At 66.2% G+C, this 20,091-nt stretch carries 13 protein-coding genes; 6 read left to right on the plus strand and 7 right to left on the minus strand.

Annotation, left to right across the window (positions count from 1 at the left end):
• Positions 1-75: 75 nt before the first annotated feature.
• Together AC1VVM_RS00200 and AC1VVM_RS00205 are read left to right on the plus strand one after the other, a co-directional pair.
• The gene (locus AC1VVM_RS00200) at positions 76-957 is read left to right on the plus strand and encodes a helix-turn-helix domain-containing protein (protein WP_482955555.1); all 882 of its coding nucleotides are present in this window, start codon (positions 76-78) and stop codon (positions 955-957) included.
• A 65-nt stretch (positions 958-1,022) separates the two neighbouring features.
• Positions 1,023-2,678 carry a SulP family inorganic anion transporter gene (locus AC1VVM_RS00205; protein ID WP_482955556.1) on the plus strand — a complete coding sequence of 552 codons (1,656 nt, stop codon included), beginning with the start codon at positions 1,023-1,025 and terminating at the stop codon, positions 2,676-2,678.
• 299 nt (positions 2,679-2,977) lie between these two features.
• On the opposite strand, the gene AC1VVM_RS00210 is transcribed toward AC1VVM_RS00205, so the two are convergent.
• The 3 genes from AC1VVM_RS00210 to AC1VVM_RS00220 all read right to left on the minus strand — a co-directional run bounded on the left by AC1VVM_RS00210 (position 2,978) and on the right by AC1VVM_RS00220 (position 10,169).
• Entirely contained in the window at positions 2,978-6,370 is a 3,393-nt protein-coding gene (locus tag AC1VVM_RS00210) for a glycosyl hydrolase (RefSeq protein WP_482955557.1), read from the minus strand.
• A 302-nt stretch (positions 6,371-6,672) separates the two neighbouring features.
• A complete protein-coding gene (rhaI, locus tag AC1VVM_RS00215; RefSeq protein ID WP_482955558.1) occupies positions 6,673-7,965 on the minus strand; it encodes an L-rhamnose catabolism isomerase in 1,293 nt (430 codons plus the stop codon).
• 80 nt (positions 7,966-8,045) lie between these two features.
• Positions 8,046-10,169, minus strand: coding sequence for a bifunctional rhamnulose-1-phosphate aldolase/short-chain dehydrogenase (locus AC1VVM_RS00220; protein ID WP_482955559.1), 2,124 nt, complete (start codon positions 10,167-10,169; stop codon positions 8,046-8,048).
• Between the two features lie 110 nt (positions 10,170-10,279).
• Between AC1VVM_RS00220 and AC1VVM_RS00225 the strand changes: the two genes are divergently transcribed.
• The 4 genes from AC1VVM_RS00225 to AC1VVM_RS00240 all read left to right on the plus strand — a co-directional run bounded on the left by AC1VVM_RS00225 (position 10,280) and on the right by AC1VVM_RS00240 (position 14,801).
• Positions 10,280-11,695: an FGGY-family carbohydrate kinase gene (locus AC1VVM_RS00225; protein ID WP_482955560.1), complete on the plus strand. Its 1,416-nt coding sequence runs from the start codon at positions 10,280-10,282 to the stop codon at positions 11,693-11,695.
• Complete coding sequence (gene lldD, locus AC1VVM_RS00230) at positions 11,695-12,840, plus strand: FMN-dependent L-lactate dehydrogenase LldD (protein WP_482955561.1); 1,146 nt, start codon at positions 11,695-11,697, stop codon at positions 12,838-12,840. Before AC1VVM_RS00225 ends, lldD begins: the two co-directional genes overlap by 1 nt.
• 30 nt (positions 12,841-12,870) lie before the next feature.
• Complete coding sequence (gene rhaT, locus AC1VVM_RS00235; protein WP_482955562.1) at positions 12,871-13,947, plus strand: L-rhamnose/proton symporter RhaT; 1,077 nt, start codon at positions 12,871-12,873, stop codon at positions 13,945-13,947.
• Between the two features lie 80 nt (positions 13,948-14,027).
• On the plus strand, positions 14,028-14,801 hold the full coding sequence (locus tag AC1VVM_RS00240) for a DeoR/GlpR family DNA-binding transcription regulator (protein WP_482904783.1): 774 nt from the start codon (positions 14,028-14,030) through the stop codon (positions 14,799-14,801).
• Positions 14,802-15,135: 334 nt separating this feature from the next.
• Here the strand turns inward: AC1VVM_RS00240 and AC1VVM_RS00245 are convergent, their stop codons facing one another.
• The 4 genes from AC1VVM_RS00245 to AC1VVM_RS00260 are packed head-to-tail and all read right to left on the minus strand — an operon-like array spanning position 15,136 to position 20,084.
• Positions 15,136-16,461, minus strand: a complete 1,326-nt coding sequence (locus tag AC1VVM_RS00245) for a family 1 glycosylhydrolase (RefSeq protein WP_482955563.1) — start codon at positions 16,459-16,461, stop codon at positions 15,136-15,138.
• 10 nt (positions 16,462-16,471) lie between these two features.
• The gene (locus AC1VVM_RS00250) at positions 16,472-17,317 is read right to left on the minus strand and encodes an alpha/beta hydrolase (RefSeq protein WP_482955564.1); all 846 of its coding nucleotides are present in this window, start codon (positions 17,315-17,317) and stop codon (positions 16,472-16,474) included.
• A complete protein-coding gene (locus AC1VVM_RS00255) occupies positions 17,314-17,796 on the minus strand; it encodes a hypothetical protein (protein WP_482955565.1) in 483 nt (160 codons plus the stop codon). The genes AC1VVM_RS00250 and AC1VVM_RS00255 overlap by 4 nt, the downstream gene beginning before the upstream one ends.
• Positions 17,796-20,084: a TonB-dependent receptor gene (locus tag AC1VVM_RS00260; protein WP_482955566.1), complete on the minus strand. Its 2,289-nt coding sequence runs from the start codon at positions 20,082-20,084 to the stop codon at positions 17,796-17,798. The genes AC1VVM_RS00255 and AC1VVM_RS00260 overlap by 1 nt, the downstream gene beginning before the upstream one ends.
• Positions 20,085-20,091: the final 7 nt, after the last annotated feature.

Consider the following 20,091-nt stretch of genomic DNA (forward strand, 5'->3'; position numbering starts at 1 on the left):
ACACCGCGCGGCGCTTGCCGGAATGCACCAGACGGCCATTGTTCCGGTACTTTCAGGACACGCCCGAGTCTGACCATGCCCACCCCCCTGCCCACGCCCCGCCCCATTCCCAGCTATGTCCTCTACGGCGAGGAAATCGCCGAAAGCCTCGCGGAATTCGGACATATCGAGACGATTGCGGCACGAAGTTCCTTGCACGACTGGGAAATTGCGCCGCACCGCCATGTCCGCGGCGTGCAGGTCATGCTGGTATCGAAGGGACAGGTAACACTCACCATCGACGACAAGACCGAGACTCTGGAGGCGCCCTGCCACATCGTCGTGCCGGCCGGCAGCATCCACGGTTTCCGTTTCCGTCCAGAGACCTTGGGTTATGTGCTCATGCTCAGCAGCGCCTTTGCCGAGCGGCGCAGCGGGTTGGGCGATCCGCTGCTCCACGCCTCCACCCACGGCCGCTTCGCGCCGACGCCAGTGGACATACTGCCGCGCGTCGAATTCCTCTGCGCGGAGATGCTCGCCATCCCGCAGGACTGGCGGCGGCCGAATGCCCTCTTCCTGTCGATGGCGGAAGCGTTGATGCGCTCGCTGCTGCCCGAGGAAGAGGCGGCGGACGATGGCGGCGGCGACCAGCGCATTTCGCACTTGCGCCATTTGGTGGAGCTGCACTTTCGCGACCAGTTGCCGCTGGGCTGGTATGCCGAGCGACTGGGCATGACCACGCGCACGCTGACTCGCCTGACCCGCGCCATGCTGGACTGCACGCCGCAGGACCTGCTTCACGCCCGCCTTGCGCTGGAAGCCCAGCGGCTGCTGTGCTTCGCCAATGCCAGCGTGGTGCAAGTGTCCAACGAACTGGGGTTCTCCGACCCGTCCTATTTCTCGCGCTTCTACCTGCGGATGACCGGGCACCGCCCGCATCTCGACAAATCGACCCATCCCCATCTGCCCGAAGCATGATTTATTCCGCGCCCGCAACGCGTTAAGATGATCGTTTGGAGAGCGATGAAAGGCCGGTAGCCGCGATGACCAAACCCGTCTGGCGCGATGGATTGACCGGCCTTGCCATGGCCGGGCTGATCCTGCCGGAAAGCGTCGCCTATGCGGAGATCGCCGGATTGGCGCCGGGCCGCGCATTGGCCGCCGCGATTGCCGGGGGGCTCGCTTATGTCGCGGTGGGGCGCAGCCGTTTCGCGGTGGTGTCGCCCACATCCTCGGCCGCCGCGATCCTTGCCGCTACGCTGGCCAGTCTCTCCGCCACCGGCCCGGCGCGCGAAGGACTAGCGACCGTGTTGGTGGGCATGACCGGGCTGATCTTCCTGCTGCTGTCGCTGCTGCGGCTGGGCAGCCTTGCCAGCTTCGTCTCGCGCCCGGTGCTGCGCGGGTTTGCCTTCGGCCTCGCGATTACCATCATCGTGCGGCAGTTGCCTGCGGTTGTGGGTATTTCGGCGCCTTCGGGCACGATCTTCGCGGTGCTGATGGGTCTCGCCGCGCGGATTTCGGAATGGCATGTGCTGAGCGGCCTGCTCGGCGCGGCGACGCTGGCGGTGCTGCTGGCGCTGCGACGGGTGCCGCAGATCCCGGGCGCGCTGATCGTACTGGTCGCCGCCGTGGTGCTGGGCGCGGCGGTGGATCTGCCGCACTTCGGCATCGCCGTGGCCGGGCCTGTCGGCCTTGGCTGGCCGCAGAGCGACTGGCCGTTCTCCGCCACCGCGCTCGCCCGGCTTGTCCAGCTGGCCGCACCGATCGCATTGATCCTGTTTGCCGAAAGCTGGGGCACCATGCGCACGCTGGCGCTGCGCCATGGCGACGGGCTTTCGCCCAACCGCGAACTCGCCTCTCTGGGGGCGGCCAACCTCGCTTCGGCGCTGGTGCAGGGCATGCCGGTGGGCGCGGGCTTCTCGGCGGGGTCGGCCAACGAGGCGGCGGGCGCATCCAGCCGCTGGGCGGCGGCGGCGGCGAGCCTTGCGCTGCTGGCGATGGCGCTGTTCGCCTCGGGCTGGATCGCGCGGATCCCCCGGCCGATGCTGGCCGCCATCGTCATCGTCGCGCTGACCCATGCGCTCTCGCCCGGGCCGTTGCTGCATCTCTTCCGCATCCGCCGCGACCACTGGATCGCGCTAGCGGCGGTGCTGGGGGTTTTGATGTTCGGCGTGCTCAACGGCATGCTGCTGGCGGTGCTGCTGTCGATCATGCACTTGCTCTACGAACTGGCGAACCCGCCGATCAGCGAACTGGGCCAGCTTGGCGACGGGCACGAGTTCGTCGATCTAGCCCGCCATCCGGAGGCGCACCGCGTGCCCGGCGCGGTCATCTTCCGTCCGAATGGGCAACTGGTCTTTGCCAATGCCGAAACGGTGCTGGGCACCATCGCCCGCCGCGCCCGGGCCAGTGCGGCGCGGGTGGTGGTGCTGAGCCTTGAGGAAAGCAACGACCTCGACAGCACGGCCATCGAAGTGGTCTCCGAATTCGCGCAAAGTCTGGAGAAAGCGGGCAAGCACGTGATCCTCGCCCGCGCGCATGACCGGGTGCGCGATGTGCTGGCGGCGGCCGGTTGCCGGGTGCTGGCCGAGGGTTCGACGTTCAGCGTGGCACAGGCGGCGCAGCGCGCGGCCGAGGTTTCCGCAGCTCCTCCCCTGCAAGGGGAGGCGGCAGCACGCAGTGCTGACGGAGGGGTATAACCGGCTCAGTCGCGCACGACCGAGAGGCCGACACCCGCACCGAACACGGTTCCCCTGAACCAAAATTCCGTCGCCCCCGCGAAGGCGGGGGCCCCGCTTTTTAGGTTCACGCAGAGACGCGGAGACGCAGAGAGGTGGTCGCCAGCACGATCTCTCTGCGTCTCCGCGTCTCTGCGTGCTTGAAAAACAAGAAGCGGGATCCCCGCCTTCGCGGGGATGACGAAGTTTTTGGCTCGAGTTCTGTATTATTTTCAAATGGCTCGGGCTCGCCTTTTCGGCGGAGCCCGAGCCCCGACCCCTTACTTCCCGCCTTCCAGCACAACCGGCCCGATCAGCCCCGAAGGCCGCAGCGGCGCGTCAGGCTTGTAGGTGGGCAACGCAGTCCAGGTGATCTTCTGCGCGCCCGGCTGGGCATCGCCGATCAGGCGGTTGACCCAGAGGTTCGCCACCTTCACCTCGATGGTGTTGCTGCCGGACTTCACCGCCTTGCCGATGTCGATCCGGTACGGCGCATGCCACGCCGCGCCGACGGGCTGGCCGTTCACCCGCACTTCGGCAAGATCGCCCACCTGCCCCAGATCGAGCCACAGCGGCTGCCCCGTCTTGGCGCCCTTCGGCAGTGCGAAGCTGCGCGAATAGGTCGCCTCGCCCGAGAAGTACTTCACGCCCGGATCGCTGCTTTCGTTCAGCGGAGAGAGCTTCGCCATCGCCACCGTAGCAGGGGCACCGCGATCGGTCTGGAAGCGCACGGACCACCCGTCATCGAGCGAGGCCAGCTTCTGCACCGGCTTGGCAGGCACCGTCAGGCTCTGCGCGGTGGCAGGCTTGCGGAACACCACGAAGACCGCATCGTCCGCCACGAGGCTGAGCGGCACGACCGTCTCGCCATTCTCGATCCGATAGCTGACCGGCTCGCTGGTTCCGGTTTCGGCATGCCAGAGTTCAGGCGCCTTGCCGGTGATGCGGAAGTGCGCGTCGATGGTCTGCGGGCTCGCTTGCGGGTTGGAGAGATAGTAGATCTCGCCCTGCGCATCGCGGCGGTGGACGAAGGGGATTTTCACGCCCGCATTGGCGCCGGTAAAGGCGAAGTCAGGCGCCACGCCCAGTGTCCGGAGTGCACCCTCGACATCCTTGCCGGCGATCACCCGGCCCTTGCCGACCGTGGCGTCGCCGCTGCCCGGCCAGAGTTTGGCCACCAGCGCGCTCCATTCGCCGCTCTTGCCCTCCGCCATCAGGCTGGGCGTCGAGACCGGCGCCTCGCCGATCACTGTCGCCCCGCCCTCTACCAGCGCGGCCAGTTTCGTGAGCGCGCCGAGCGTCATGTGCTGCGAAGACCCGCCGAGGTAGATCGCCCGGTAACGCGCGCCGCTGGGCGCGACCACTTCGTTGCCGTCGTTGGTCAGCAGGTCGGTCAGCGCATCGTGGCTGAGGAAGTCATAGGCGTATGTCACCGGGGCATCGGCCACCGGCTTGTCGCCGTAAAGCCCGGTCAGCGGCGCTTCCTCGCCGTAGAAGTAGGCCACGTCCGCGACATTGTGGCCGTCCTGAAGCAGCAGCGAGGACCGCGCAATGTAGTCCACCCAAGGCTTCGCCATCTCGCCCCAGCTTTCCATCCGGTTGAAATACTGGCCGAAGATGAAGAGCGAGAGGCCCGGCTTCTTGTCGTCCACCGGCACGTGGACCGAGGTGTGCACCACCGGCCGGTTGACGCCGGTGACGAACTCCAGATCGATGATCCGCTTCAGGTCCTTGGGCGCGAAGTTCCACGGATTGAGCGCGGCAGTCATCGATTCCGCCGCCACGAGGTTCTGGCCGTAAAGATGCGCGACCGACGCGGCGCCCTTGATGTCGGCCAGATAGCTGGGGTTCGGCCCCTGCTCGCGCGAGTGGGTCCACATCGCGGCCATCGGCACGTCGGTATGGCTGCGCATGGTCATGTCGTCACCCAGCGAGGGGCGATGGTCTTCCAGCGCCTCGCCATAGACCTTGAGGCCGTTCTCATGCGCCACCTTGGCGACAGTGCCGTAGTGCTCGCTGGCCATCAGGTCCGCCAGGGTGCGGCGATAGTCGTAGAGGAAGCGGTCGCTGTCTTCGCGGCTGCCGACCAGGGTACCGGTGATCGTCGGCAGCCACGGGGTGGGATCGTAGCCGCGCAGGCGCTTGAACTGTTCCACCATCTTCGGCGTCCAGTTGGCGGCGCCGACTTCGATGGAATCGGTCAACAGTGCGCGCACGCCGCGCTGGCCGACCATCCCGGGCCCGGCGGCGTCCTTGTACATGCCAAGGTAGTGATCGAGGTAGCGGCGCACCGCGTCGCCGTCGAACTTGTCCACCTCAAGCCCGGTCGCCTCGGGCGGCGCGGGGTGGTTGGTGGTGCCGAGCAGCGAATAGCCCATGCGGATCACGCGCCAGTTTCCGGCAGGCGGCGTCCAGTCGAGCGTGCCGTCGGCGCGCAGCTTGCCGGTGAGGTCGATCACCTTGCCAACGTCCGGCCCCTTGGCCCCGTCGCCCGGATTGCCGAGCGCGTAGTAATCGTGCGGGATCGCATAACCGGCCTTGAGCTGCGACTGGTCGATCGTCGCTTCGCCGGAGAGCCTGAAGTCGGCAACGCGGAACGGTAGGGCGCCCACGGCTCCCATCATCGCGCCCAGATCCATGGCAAGCCCCGGCGCGGCCGAGCCCATGTTCGACATGGTGGGCGAAAGCGGCGTCAGCACCACGCGGAACTGGCGCGCGGTGACCGGCGCGAAAGCGATGGTGGTGGGCACCTGCTCGACATGGAAGTCGGCCACCTTGCGCCATGTCTTGCCATCGTCGCTCGCTTCGAGCACCGGCGCGACCGAAGGCCCGCCGAACATCATCCGCGCGCCCGGCAGGAAGATCGAGGCGGAACGGATCGTCTGCGGCTTGTCATAAGCCAGCAGTACGGCGTTGGGCTTGTCCGGCGTGCCGTGGGGCACATCGACGCCGGTGTTGAGATCCTGATCGCTCAGGGCGCCGCCGTCGATCATGCTGCCGTCACCCAGCGTCGCGCGCGGGCGCGCCATGGCTATCGTCGCCAGCGGCACGGCGAGCACGGCCACGTCCTGATAGTGCTGCGGCGGCTCTGCGCCCTTCGCGCCGGAGATCATCTCCTCGATGCTCTTGGCCATCGGCAGGTCCTGATAGGGACCGGTCGCGCCGGGCGGCGGGGCAAGTTTGCCGGTGAAGGCCTTGCCGCCGGTCACTTGCGTCTCGCTCCAGACCAGCTTCTTCAAACCGTCCTCGGGCTTGACCCAAGGACCGCCGGTTTCGGACCAGCCGGGCGAGGACGCGATGGCTAGTTCAAGGCCCTGCCGGTCCGCTTCCTGCGCGGCAAAGCGGAAGGCGTCCTTCCACTCGGGTGTCATGTAGACGAGGCGGTGGTCCACCACTTGCGGGGTCTGGAGATTGGCGTCGAAGTTCTGGAGGCCGCCGATGCCCACGCGCTTCATCCACGCGATGTCCTTGGCGATGCCGTCCTTGGAGATGTTGCCGTTCATCCAGTGCCACCAGACGCGCGGGCGGGCGGAATTCGGCGGATCGCGGAACTGTTCTTCCAGCGGGGCATTCGCGGCGGGCGCAGGCGGAGCGGACCGCTCCTGCGCGAAAGACGGCACAGCAACGAGCGCCGTAGCAAGACAAAGCACGGTACGAAGCGAATGGATCGGCATAATCCCTCCCGGATCCAAATGGTTGTGTCGATTATTATTGTCGTGGTTGTTCTGTTCTTGCCCCAACGCCGGGACCTATCCGTCCCGGCGAAAGGGTTTCCGGTGGGGCTTTTGCGCCCCTTGTCCGGGAATTCATCGTGGTAATCGGGCGCTCACAGCCCCCTCTTCGTCGCCCTCTTCGTCATTGCGAGCGACCGAAGGTCGCGTGGCGATCCAGGAGCGCTTTACGCGGCCCCGGATCGCTTCTCCCGCTTCGCGGGCTCGCGATGACGAAAGGAAAGGGATGGCGATGGGCCTCGGTATCAGACGATCCCGGCGCCAAGGCCCACGGCCTTGCGTTCCTGCGCCTTGCGGTCGCGCCAGCGGCTTTCGCGGTAGACGCCCAGCACGTCCGCCGCGCCGCCCGCTTCCACGCGCGCCTTGGCAAGGATCGGGCTGACATCGACGTTGTAGGCACGGCGCAGCGCCTGGAAGGCCATCATCGTGTCGTTGGCTTCCTGCGAGAGATGCAGCGCCTCACGGTCCACCAGCAGTGCCTTGGCATAGCAGGAGCCGATGGCTTCGGCCGAGGACAGCATGGACTCGATCGGATCGGTCACGTTGTGCGACTGGTCGATCATGTAGGCGGGGCGGAAGCCGTCACGCGGGGCCAGTTCCGCCTCGACCAGTTCGTTGAACACGAGGAACAGCTGGTGCGGGTTGATCGAGCCCGAATCGAGATCGTCGTCGCCGTACTTGCTGTCGTTGAAGTGGAAGCCGCCCAGCTTGCCGAAGCGGTGGAGGCGCGCCACGATCTGCTCGATATTGACGTTCGGCGCATGGTGGCCAAGGTCGACAAGGCACTTGGCCTTGGGGCCCAGTTCCTGCGCGGCGAGGATCGACGAGCCCCAGTCGCTGATGACGGTGGAGTAGAACGCCGGTTCGAACATCTTGTGTTCCAGCAGCATCCGCCAATCATCCGGCAGCGCGGCGTAGACCTGCGCGGCGGCATCCAGATAGCGGTCGAGGCTGCGGCCAAGGTCCTGCTGGCCGGGGAAGTTGGTGCCGTCCCCCACCCACACCGTCAGGTCGGTAGAGCCGAGCTGCTTGCCGATCTCGATGCATTCGATGTTGTGCTCCACCGCCTGCTGGCGCGTGGCCTCGATGGTCGAGGAAAGCGAACCGGTGGCGTAAGTGTGAGCCTGGTCCTTCTGGTCCTGGAAGGTGTTGGAATTCACCGCATCGAAGCCGAGGCCAAGGCTGGCGGCCTCTTCACGCAGCGCCTTGTAGTCAGACACCTTGTCCCACGGGAAATGCGGCGAGACGCGCGGGGTCAGGCGCGAAAGCTGGTTGATGACGGCGCAGTCTTCCAGCTTTTCGTGAATGGAGGTCGGCTCGCCGGCAATCGGGAACTTGGCAAAGCGCGTGCCGCCCCGACCCGCGCCCCACGAGGGAACCGCGACCGAGAAGGCGGCGACTTTGTCCTTGATCGCATCGATGGCGATGCCCGAACGTTCCAGCTTGCGACCGAGCGAGGCGTATTCGTCCTCCAGCGCTTCCGCCGCGCGGGCGTTGGCTTCGGCGATCAGCTCTTCGGAAATCGGCAGTCTGCTCATTCTTGTATCCTCTTACCCATCCGGTACCGCAGTGCCGGAAAGGGGAATGCGCCGGTTCGCACATTCCCCGAATAGACCTCTTAGCGCGTGAACGCCTGCGCGTTACCGGCATCGACATTGATCATGTTGCCGGTCGATTTCGCCGACTGGTCGCCGGCGAGGAAATAGACCGCCTCGGCAATGTCCGCAGGCAGCACGTCACGCTTCAGCATGGAGCGGTTGCGGTAGTGCTCTTCCAGTTCCTTGCCGGTGTCGATCCCGTGGGCGCCCGCTCGTTCCTTGCGCCAGTCGCCGTCCCAGATCTTGCTGCCCTTGATGACCGCATCGGGGTTGACCACGTTGACGCGGATGCCGTGCGGCGCGCCTTCCAACGCCAGACAGCGCGCAAGGTGGTTCGCCGCTGCCTTCGCAGAGGCATAGGCGGAGGCATTGGTGGCCGCCGCCACGCCGTTCTTCGAGCCGATGAACACCACCGAAGTCCCGCCCTGCTCCTTCATGCCCTTCAGCAGCGGCCATGCGGCGCGGCTGGTGAGGAAGTAGCCCTGCGCCAGCACGTCGTAATTGCGGTTCCACAGTTCGATCGTGGTCTCCTCGATCGGGGCCGATGAGGCGATGCCAGCATTGGCGACAAGAATGTCGAGCCCGCCGAATTCGCGCGCGGCCACGGCGAAAGCTTCCGCCACTTGCGCCTCGTCGGTCACGTCGCAGACGGCGGCGCGGACCACGTCCTTGCCGAACTGCTTGGCGAAACCGGCGCGGACTTCCTCCACGGCACCCGCATCGCGGTCGGCCAGCAGCACGCAGGCGCCGTCCGCCATCAGGCGCGCGGCGGTGGCCGCGCCGATGCCGCCTGCGCCGCCAGTGACAAGCGCCACACGGCCAACCAGCGGCTTGGGTGCGGGCATGCGCTGGAGCTTGGCTTCCTCAAGCAGCCAGTATTCGATGTCGAACGCTTCCTGCTCGTCGAGCGCGATGTAGTCGCCGATGGCCTCCGCGCCGCGCATCACATTGATGGCGTTGCCGTAGAATTCCCCGGCAAGGCGCGCGGTGGTCTTGTCGGTGGCGAAAGTGATGCGGCCCACGCCCGGCACCAGCACGACCACCGGGTTGGCATCGCGCATCGCTGGCGAGTTCGGACGCTTGCAGCGCGTGTAATAGGCTGCGTACATATCGCGATAATCGGCAATCTTCTGCGCCAGGTAGGCATCGTCCTGAAGCCGCGCGGGATCGAGCGTCAGGGGAGCGATCTTGGTGCGCAGGAAGTGATCGGGGCACGAGGTGCCCAGCGCGGCCAGACGCTCGAACTCGGCCGAGTTCACGAATTCCAGCGCTTCGGCGTCATCCGAAAAATGGCCGACCTTACGCCGCGCCCCGGTCATCTGAGCACGCAGGCGGGGCATAAGGTCGGCAGCAATGACCGCGCGGTCCGAGGAGGAGGAATGGACCGCACCACCGAAAGCGGGTTTTTCGGAAAGCTTCGCGTTGAGGTAGTTCGCCGCATCGGCGATCAGCTCTACGGTGTGTTCGTAGCAGGACTTGGCGCTGTCGGCCCAGCAGATGATGCCATGGCCGGCGAGCATGACGCCCTCCACGCCGGGGTTGGCCGCGACGTAATCGCGCAGCATCACGCCCAGCGTGTAGCCGGGGCGCTTCCAGCCGAGCCAGCCGATCTTGCCGCCCCAGATTTCCTTCGTCGCCGCTTCGCCGCCCGAGCTGGCAGCCAGCGCGATGATCGCATCGGGGTGGACGTGATCGACATGCGCGAACGGCAGCAGCGAGTGCAGCGGCGTGTCGATGGAGGCGGCGCGGCCGTTCAGGTTGAACGTGCAGTGCGGCAGGAAGCCGACCATCTTGTCGTCGTCGTCCGGCCCGGCATAGTGCTTCTCAAGGCCGAGCAGCTTGCGCTGGTAGAGCGTGGCGAACCCGTCCAGCTTCATCGAGCCGATGTCGCCGCCCGAACCCTTCACCCACAGCACTTCCACCGTCTCGCCGGTCAGCGGGTCGATCTCTTCCAGCTTGGCGGAGGTGTTGCCGCCGCCGAAGTTGGTGACGGTCAGGTCCGATCCGAGCAGGTTCGAACGGTAGAGCAGAAGTTCGGCTGGAGACAGCGTGGCGGCGACCGAGTCGTCCCAGCGGCTGGAGGGGACCGAGAAGGGAAGCGCGGCGCTGAGAGCCGCCGGTTTGGCCGGTGCGATAGTGTCCATGGGCATCCTCTAACGAAACCTCTTTTCAGGTTCAATCTGATTCGATACTAAACGATCAAATCCAATCAAACAACACCATGTTCAAGCATGGCGATAAACGGGCAGAGAGAATGGCAGGAAGCGGCACTTTCATTGTCGTCGACATCGGCAAAACGCTCAGCAAGCTGACGCTGTGGACGCGGGACGGACGCATGATCGACCGTCAGGTGCGACCCAACATGCCTTGCGAAGTAGACGGCGTGCGCTGCCTCGATGCCGCGGGAATCGGCCAATGGCTGCGCGCGACGCTGCGCGGTTGGTCCGGCCATCCGGTGGAAGCGCTGATCCCCGTCGCCCACGGTGCGGGCTTCGCCGCGCTTGATGAAGAAGGCCTGCTGTTCCCCCCACTGGATTACGAACAGCCGATCCCCGCTGACGTCATGGCGGCCTACCGCAAGGAGCGGGATCGATTCGTGCTGACCGGATCGCCCGCCCTGCCCGATGGCCTGAACCTTGGCGCGCAAGTCTACTGGATGGCGCAGCGTCACCCCGAGGCGATGGAACGCGCGACGCTGGTGCCTTGGGCGCAATATTGGGCGTGGTTCCTTTCCGGCGGGCTCGCCAGCGAAGTGACCAGCCTTGGCTGCCACACCGACCTCTGGTGCCCGGCGGATGCACGCTTTTCGCCGATGGCGGAGCGCTTTGGCTGGGCAGATCGTTTTGCGCCGCTCGCCAAGGCCAGCGATGTCGTCGGCACCCTGCGCCCCGAAATCGCCGCCGAAACCGGGCTTCCGGCCAGCGCCAAAGTGCTGGCCGGCCTGCACGATTCGAATGCCGCCCTGCTCGCCGCGCGCGGGTTTGCCGAGATCGCCCGGCAGGAAGCGACGATCCTTTCCACCGGCACATGGTTCATCGCCATGCGCCTTGCGGCAGAGCCTTTCGCGATCTCCTCGCTGCCCGAGGCACGCGATACCTTGGTCAATGTCGATGCCTATGGCTGGCCGGTGCCCTCCGCGCGTTTCATGGGCGGGCGCGAGATCGAATCGATCATCCAGATCGACACCCGCCGCGTCGATATCCGGCCCGACCAGCCCAAGCTGATGGAGGCCGTGCCCGCGCTGCTGGAACGCGGCACGATGATGCTGCCCACGCTTGCCCCCGGCTTCGGCCCGTTCCCCGAAGGCAAGGCCGAGTGGATGAACAAGCCGGACGAATGGGCCGGCACCTGGTATGCCCGCCGCGCCGCCATCTGCCTCTATGCCGCGATGGTCGCCGATACCTCGCTCGACCTGATCGGATCGAAGGAGCGCCTGCTGATCGAAGGGCGCTTCGCCGATGCCGAAGTCTTCGTCCGCGCGCTCGCCGCGCTGCGGCCGGAAACGCAGGTCTATGTCGCCAATGCCCATAACGACGTGTCGTTCGGCGCCTTGCGGCTGATCAACCCGCTGCTGCAAGCGCAAGGCGGCCTTCGCCGCGTCGAGCCGCTGGAAGGCGACCTCGACACCTACCGCGCGAAGTGGCGCGAACACCTGCGGGAACCTGCCTGATGATCACTGCCTCGATCCCCGACTTCCGCGAGGCCGCGCGCCGCCGCCTGCCGCGCTTCCTGTTCGAGTATATCGACGGCGGCTCCTATGCCGAGGAAACGCTGCGCCGCAATGTCTCCGACCTTGCCGGCCTTGCCCTGCGCCAGCGCGTGCTGCGCGACGTTTCCGCGCTGGACCTCTCGACCGAACTGTTCGGTCAGAAGCTGGCCCTGCCCGTCGCTCTTGCCCCCATCGGCCTCGCCGGACTCAATGCCCGGCGCGGCGAATGCCAGGCCGTGCGCGCGGCGGACAAGGCGGGCATTCCCTTCACGCTCTCCACCGTGGGCGCCTGCACTATTGGCGAAGTGGCGGCGGCGGCAAGCAAGCCGTTCTGGTTCCAGCTCTACATGATCCGCGATCGCGCCTTCATGAAGGACCTTCTGGCGAAAGCGGTGGAGGCAGGCTGCTCCACGCTGGTCTTCACCGTGGACATGCCCGTGCCCGGCAGCCGCTATCGCGACTATCACACCGGCCTTGCCGGTACCGGCGGCCTGAAAGGCGCGGCATGGCGCTTCGCGCAAGCGGCCGTGAAGCCGGACTGGGCCTGGGACGTGGGCATCAACGGCCGCCCGCACACTTTGGGCAATGTCGCCCCGGTGCTTCAGGGCAAGACCGGGATCGAGGACTTCTTCGCGTGGATGCGCAATAATTTCGACCCCTCGATCAACTGGCGCGACCTCGATTTCATTCGTTCCGAATGGAAGGGCCCGCTGGTCATCAAGGGCATTCTCGATCCGGAAGACGCCAAGGAAGCCGCCGAACTCGGCGCGGACGGGCTGGTCGTTTCCAACCACGGCGGCCGCCAGCTGGACGGCGTGCTCTCCAGCGCCCGCGCGCTGCCGCCGATTGCCGATGCGGTGGGAGACCGGATGACGGTACTGGCCGATGGCGGCATCCGCTCCGGCCTCGACGTGGTGCGCATGCTGGCGCTCGGCGCCAAGGGCGTGCTGCTGGGCCGCGCATGGGCATGGGCTTTGGGTGCAGGCGGCGAGGCGGGCGTCACCAAGATGCTGAAGCTGATCGAAGCGGAAATGCGCGTCGCCATGGCGCTCACCGGCACCACGAAAATCTCAGAGATAAACCGCAGCTGCCTTGCTGACGGATAACAACAACAAAACGAGAGGATTACACCGATTATGGGAGGGAACCCGGCGCTCGGCGTCGTATTTCACTGGCTGGGCGGCTTTGCCTCGGCAAGCTTCTATGTGCCCTACAAGCGGATCAAGCTATGGTCGTGGGAAGTGTTCTGGCTGGCGGGCGGGATCTTCTCGTGGCTGCTGGCCCCGTGGGTCTTCGCCTCGCTGCGGACCGAGAACCTGGTGGGCGTGCTGGCGGCGGCACCGACTTCCACCCTGCTGTGGTGCTGGTTCTGGGGCGTGATGTGGGGCTTCGGCGGGCTGACCTTCGGCCTGACCATGCGCTATCTCGGCCTCTCGCTCGGCATGGCGGTGGCGCTGGGGCTGACCACCGTGATCGGCACCATGGGCCCGCCGATCTTCCACGGCACTATCGGTGAAATCGCCAGCCGCACGAGCGGGCAGCTGACCCTGCTGGGCATCGTCGTTACGCTGCTTGCCATCATCGTCGTCGCGCGCGCGGGGCATTCGAAGGACAAGGATCTGGGCGGCGCCGCATCGGAAGGCGTGGCCGAGTTCAATCTGAAGAAGGGCCTGCTGATCGCGGTGTTCTCCGGCGTGATGTCGGGCTGCTTCGCCTGGGGGCTCGACGCCGGCCAGCCGATCCGCGACCTGACGCTGGCCGCGGGCACCGACCCGCTGAGCCAGGGCCTGCCGGTGCTCTGCGTGGTGCTGGCGGGCGGGCTGACCACCAACCTGATCTGGTGCGCCCTGCTGATCCGCCGCAACCGCAGCTTCGGCCAGTTCTTCGGCCAGAGCTGTGAGGAAGGCGGCAATGCCCGCGCCCCGCTGCTCGCCAACTACCTGCTCGCCGCGCTGGGCGGCACGCTGTGGTACTTCCAGTTCTTCTTCTACACGATGGGCGAGAGCCAGATGGGCCGCTACGGCTTCTCCTCATGGACGCTCCATATGGCGTCGATCATCCTGTTCTCCACGCTCTGGGGCTTCGCGCTGAAGGAATGGCGCGGGGCGAGCACCCGCACGCGCAGGACGGTATTGACCGGCATCGGCATGCTGCTGGGCGCGACACTCGTGATCGGTGCGGGCAACATGCTCGATGCCGGTGCGGCGATCTGATGACCCAATGATGGATTTTGAGCGAAATTGGCGGCATGGGGGTTGGCCAGAGGCCTCCCCCTCATTGCGACAGGGTTACCATGCATTCGACCGAGCGTGAGAGATTGATCCTCGAAGCCCTGCGCCCCAGCGGCTTCGTGACCTATCGCGATCTGGAAGCGCAGTTGGAGGCCTCTCCGGCGACAATCCGGCGCGACCTTTCGCGACTGGAGGAAGAAGGCCAACTCCTGCGCGTTCACGGCGGCGCCAAGCTGCCGGAGGAACGCGCCGAGCGTCAGCCCGGGCTAGCCGGAACGCCGTTCGAACAGTCGATCACGCTGAACCTCCCGGTCAAACAGGCCATCGGCAAGGCCGCCGCCGCACTCTGCCAGCCGGGCGAGGCGATCATGCTCGATGGCGGCACCACCACCTTGCAGATGTGCGCGCATCTCGACGGGCTGGACTGTCAGGTGCTGACCAACTCTCTCCACATCGTGCAGGCCCTGCTGACGCAACCCGGCACGCGCGTCCTGCTGCCTTCGGGCACGGTGTTCCGCGAGCAGAACATCGTGCTGGCCCCGGCGGGCGAGGATTCGATGCCGCGCTTCCATGCACCCAAGCTGTTCATGGGCGCCGCCGCCGTCGGCCCGCAGGGGGTGATGCAACAGGACGTGATCCTCGTCGCCGCGGAGCGCCGCTTCATGGACCGGGCCGAGGAAGTGATCCTGCTGGTGGACAGTTCCAAGTTCCGCTCATCCTCCGGCGCGATCGTCTGCGGGCTGGATGAGGTGGACGTGGTGGTCACTGATGCCGGTATCCCTGCCGAGATGGCCGAGCGGCTGCGTGAGGCCGGAGTTCGGGTGGTGGTGGCCTGAGCATCCGTGGACGCGCCCGCTCCGCACTGAAACTACCCCCGCGCCAAAACTGCCCCCACTAAAACTACCCCACGCTAAACCCGTCGCCCCCGCGAAGGCGGGGGCCCCGCTGCCTTCCGCCACGCCGCAAGAAAAGCGGGGTCCCCGCCTACGCGGGGACGACGAGGTTTGATTTGCGGCCTTGCGGGCTAGCCCAACGCTTCGCCCCCCTTCCCCTCGTCATTGCGAGGAGGCAAAGCCGACAAAGCAATCCAGAGCGGCGCAAAACGGCCCTGGATTGCTTCGCTACGCTCGCAATGACGAAGGTAGGCCGCTTATTTCAACGCACTAGTTCTCAGAGCGAATTACGCTTCGCAATCCCCCCCAGCACCGAAGCGCTCGGCTTGGGCGTGCGCGCGAACGTCTTGCGGTCCACACTGCACAGACCGAAACGCGGCTTGTAGCCGAAGATCCACTCGAAATTGTCGAGCAGCGACCAGTGCATGTAACCGAGCACCGGCACGCCATCGTCCATGGCCTTCTTCAGACCCTCAAGCGCGGCCGGAATGAACCGCGCGCGAAGGCTGTCATCCTCGGTGCCGACGCCATGTTCGGAGACGAGAACCGGAACCTTGGTCTCTCCATGAACATAGCGCACCGCGCCTTCGAGCGAGGGTGCCCAGACTTCGGTACCCGACCAGTTGCGGTCACCGCCATCGGGCGGGGGCAAGCGGCCCTTGTCGTTCCACACCGCCCGCTCGTAATTCTGCACGCCGATGAAGTCGTCGGCCTTGGCGACGTCCAGCCAAGCCCCGTAGAGTTCGGCCCGCACCTTGTCGCGCATCGAGTTCTTGCCCGCCGCCTGATCGTCCAGCACGGACAGCGTGAAGCCCACCGGCAGATCCCCGCGCACCGCCTTGATCGCCGCGCGGGCCGCCTTGTGCCCTGCCAGCAGCCCCTGTTCGAGCGCGGGAATGTCCTCGGCACCGGCGACATTGGCGCAGATGAACTTCTCGACGCCGAGGCGTTTGGCGGCCACGTCCAGCGTCTTGCGCTGCATGTCCCAGACCGGCGGCGGCAGCATGTTCTTGAGGATCAGCAGCAGGTTCGGCTCATTGAGCGTCATGGCCATGGCAATATCGGCGCCGATGGCGCGCGCCACCTTGTCGCAATAGCGCGCGAAAAGCTGCGGTGCTTCCGGATTGGTCCAGCCGCCCTGCGCACTGAACCAGCGCGGCGCGGTGAAGTGGTTGAACGTCACCAGCGGCGCCAGCCCGCGCGCGTGGCAACCGGCGACGATGCCCTTGTAATAATCGAGCATGGCCTGCGAAAACAGGCCCTTCTCCGGCTCGATCCGCGCCCATTCCACGCCGAAGCGGTAAGTCGTGAGGCCCAGCGACTTCACGATGTCGAGGTCGGTCGCCCAGAGGCCGAAGCTGTTGCAGGCATCGCCCGAAGGTTCGGCGAAGATGGTCGGCTGCTGGTTCTCGATGAACCAGAGGTCGGAGGCGGTATTGTTACCCTCGATCTGGTGCGGCGCGGTGGCGGCGCCCCACAGGAAGCCCTTGGGAAACGCCGGATTCGGGCGCTTTGCGGCAGAGCGAGCCATCACCGGCGCGGCGGCGGCCATGGCACCGGCGGCGAGCAGGCTTCGGCGGTCGAGATTCGCAATCTTGGTCATCGGATGCCCCTCAGGAATGGTCGGCGAAGAAGGCCAGCAGCTCGTCCGACAAGCGGCGGTCGGATGTGCCGAGGTGCATGGCCATGGAGTAATGGTTGTGGCCGCTGGCATAGTGCGCGCGCGGCAAGTGGCCGTGGCGGCCGAGGCGGGCTTGCAGGAGGCTGGCCCATTCGGCCTGGAAGCGGGGGGGATCGAACTCGGCGCAGGCCAGCAGCAGCGGCAGGCGCGTTTCCATCACCGCCGAGAGCGGCATGCGCAGGCCGTAACAGTCCTGCGGGCCGTAATAGAGCATGTCACGCTCATCGAGCGGTGTGACCCCGTAGAGCCCGGACAGCAGCGCCGCCCCGCGCACGAGATCGGCATGGTCCTCGCGCGCCTTGAGGAAGGCCGAGACGTGGACCGCGCCTGCGGAGGTGCCGAGCAGGAATATCCGGTCGGGATCGCCGCCGTGCCCGGCGACATGGGCACGCAGCCAGTCGACCGCGAGGCCCACGTCCTCCGCGCCGGAAGGCCACATGTGCTGCGGCGCGAGGCGGTAGTTCATCACCGCGCCGACCATGCCGTTCGCCGCTGCCCAGCGGCCGACATGGGCATTGGCCCACCCGCTTTCGCCGCCCTTGTCGCCGACAAGGAAGCCGCCGCCGTGGACGAACAGCACCACCGGGCGCAAGTCTTCCGCTGCGTTCGAGCGGTAGAGGTCCAGCCGGTTGCGCGCGTCGGGTCCATAGGCGCAGTCGAGCGCCACGGGCAGCAGCGACGCCGCAATCGGCGCCTGTTCCGGTTCGTAGAGCGCGCGGACGGCGCCCACCACGTCGGGGCCGAGCCGGGTGCCGAACTGGCTGATGCTGTCGGTCATGCCGCGTGCTCCCTGAAGATAGTGCCGAACAGCCCGGTCAGGGCAAGCCGCGTGCATAGAAGGCCAAGCGCCGCGCCGTAAACGATCTTGAACGCGAGCGCCGGATGGCTGGAAACCGCATGCAGCGGCCCGAACAGCGCCAGACCGGCCAGAAGCGCGGCACTGGCAAGACCCAGCAGCACGCCCTTCGCCACGATCCGCCTAACGGCACCGCCCGAGGGGCCCGAACCCAGTCCGAAGCAGCCCATCTTGCGCAGCTTCGCGCGAACCAGCAGCGCGGGAACGAGCGAGGCCATGAGCGAAACCATCAGCCCCTGCGGCAGGAAGTCGAGCGCGAAGCGATCCGGCGCCGCGATCGTCAATTGCCGCGCTCCAAGCCCGAAGACGAGGGCGAAGAACGCCGCGCTCAGCACCGCGTTGATCGCCGCGCTGACCGCCTGTTCCTGCCGGAGCAGGCGGTCCATCGCGTGGGATGCCATCAGAACTTGGCGTCGAGGCTGATGCCGACGTTGCGGTACGATTGCGGGCCGTAGATCGCGCCGATGTTGGCCTCGGGCACATTCGCGGCATTCACGCTCGTGTACGGGAAGTTGCTCTGCATCAGGCTCGGTTCGTGGACATTGAAGGCGTTCCGCACGAAGACGGCCACGGTGTAGCGGTCGTCCGCCGTCTTCACGCCGATGCGTCCGCCGACCATCCAGTGCGGCTTGAACGTCGTGTCATCCAGCGAGTTCTCCTCGTACCGGATGCGCGACTTCCAGACCGTGTCCACCGATAGGAAGCCGCCGAAACGCTCGCCCAGCGGAATGTCGTACTGGCCCGAGAGGGTGAACTTGTAGCGCGGCGAATAGGCAAGCTGGCTGCCGCCGATATCGGTGCCGTCGGTCCCGAGGTAGCTCTTGGGATAGGTTGCCTTGGCATAGATGAAGCCGGTGTTGAGCGAGAGGTTGTGCGTCACGTTGCCGAAGAAGTTCAATTCGGCGCCGCGCGTCTTCACGCCGTTCACGTTCTTCTGGACGCAGGAGATGATCGCATTGGCGTTCACCGTGCAGCCCTGCGCCTGGAAGTTGTCGATCTGCATGTAGAACAGGCTGGCATCCGCAACCCAGCCGCCGAACAACGTGGACTTCAAGCCAAGTTCATAGGAAGTCGGGATTTCCGGGAGCACGACGTAGGGGTTGGTGCCGTCGCTCGGCACCGCGATCTGGCCGCCCTTAAAGCCGCGCGAGACGGTTGCATACGTCATCGTGGAGGACGTCAGGTCATACTGCGCGCCAAGGCGCCACGACCATTTCTTGGTATTGAGAATGGCGCGATCGTTGATGGCTCCGGCCGTGTCGAACATGTCGAGCGAGAGGCGGTCGGTGGTATAGCGCACGCCGCCGATCAGGCGGAACTGGTCGGTGACGTGGCCTGTCGCCTGCCCGAAGAAGGCCAGGGATTCGTCGCGGATGGTAAGCGCTTCGGTGACAGCCGGCGGGGCGATCGGGATCACCAGGCCGGGGAAGGGTTGCAGTGTCACCCGAACCGTTTCCGGATCGCGGGTCTGCTTCTGGTTCGAGTAGAAGGCGCCCACCGTGTACTCGATCGGCTGGCCCGCCGCCGAACTGATGCGGAATTCCTGCGTGAACAGGCTGAGGTCACGATTGACGGGATCGTTGTTGACGTGGAGCAGCAGCGGATCGGCGCGGAACACGTCCGAAGCGGCGCCATAGCCCGTCTCGTTCGACTTGCGGGCCGACGTGATCGAGGTCAGCGTGAAGGGATCGGCCTCGTAATCGACTTGCAGGGAACCGCCATAGTTCTCGGACTTGCCGACGAAATGGTTATCCATGCAGTAGTCGCGGTTGCCCGGCTTGGCCGTGACGCCGCAGGAGGCAAGGCGGTCGGTGATGCCCACATCGTCGGTGCCGGCTCCGCCAAGGAAAGTGCCGGGGCCGCTGGTCTTGACGAACGTGAAGAAGTCGCCGCCGTTCTCGTAGCGGCTCTTCGCATAGTCGCCGATCAGGTTGACGGTGAGGCGGTCGGTCGGCTCCCAGAGGAAGCGGCCGCGCACGCTGTAACGGTCGGTATCGTTGAGATCGCCCGTCGTCGCGTTACGGTTTACGCCCTGCCGCAAGTTGGCAACGCCCGACACGCGCAGCGCGGCGTTCGAGGCCAGCGGCACGTTGACGAGGCCCTGAACCACCTGATTGCCGAACTTCGAACCGGCGGTGCCCGCATCCGAAAGCTCGGTGCGCAGGCGCGCGGAGAAGCTGGTGAAATCGGGCTTGTTGGTGGTGATGTTGATGACGCCCGCCGAAGTCGTCAGGCCGAACAGCGTGCCCTGCGGGCCCTTCAGCACTTCGACGCGGGCAATGTCGAACAGGTCGGAAATGTTGGCATTGCCCTGGCTCACCTGATCGACGACGACGCCGACCGAGGCCACCGCGCCGGGCGAGAACGTCATCGTGCCGATGCCGCGGATCGAGCCGCCGCCGCCGGTGTTCTGGCCGGGTGCGGACTGGATTTCGAGGCTGGGCGCAATGCGGGCCAGATCGTTGACGGTGTTGACCTGCTGGCGCTCAAGCTGCGCGGCGCTGGCGACGGTGATCGAGATCGGAACCTCGGTCACTTTCTCGGCGCGGCGCTGGGCGGTGACGATGATCTCGCCGGTGTCGGAGGCCTGGGGCGCGGCGGCAGCGACGGCCTCCTGCGCCATGGCGGGCGCGCCGAGCGCGCCCACAGCGATGCCAGAGAGCAGCAGGGCCTTGCGAATGGTGTTCATGATGATC

The sequence above is a fragment of the Novosphingobium sp. BL-S-33 genome (assembly GCF_056857025.1).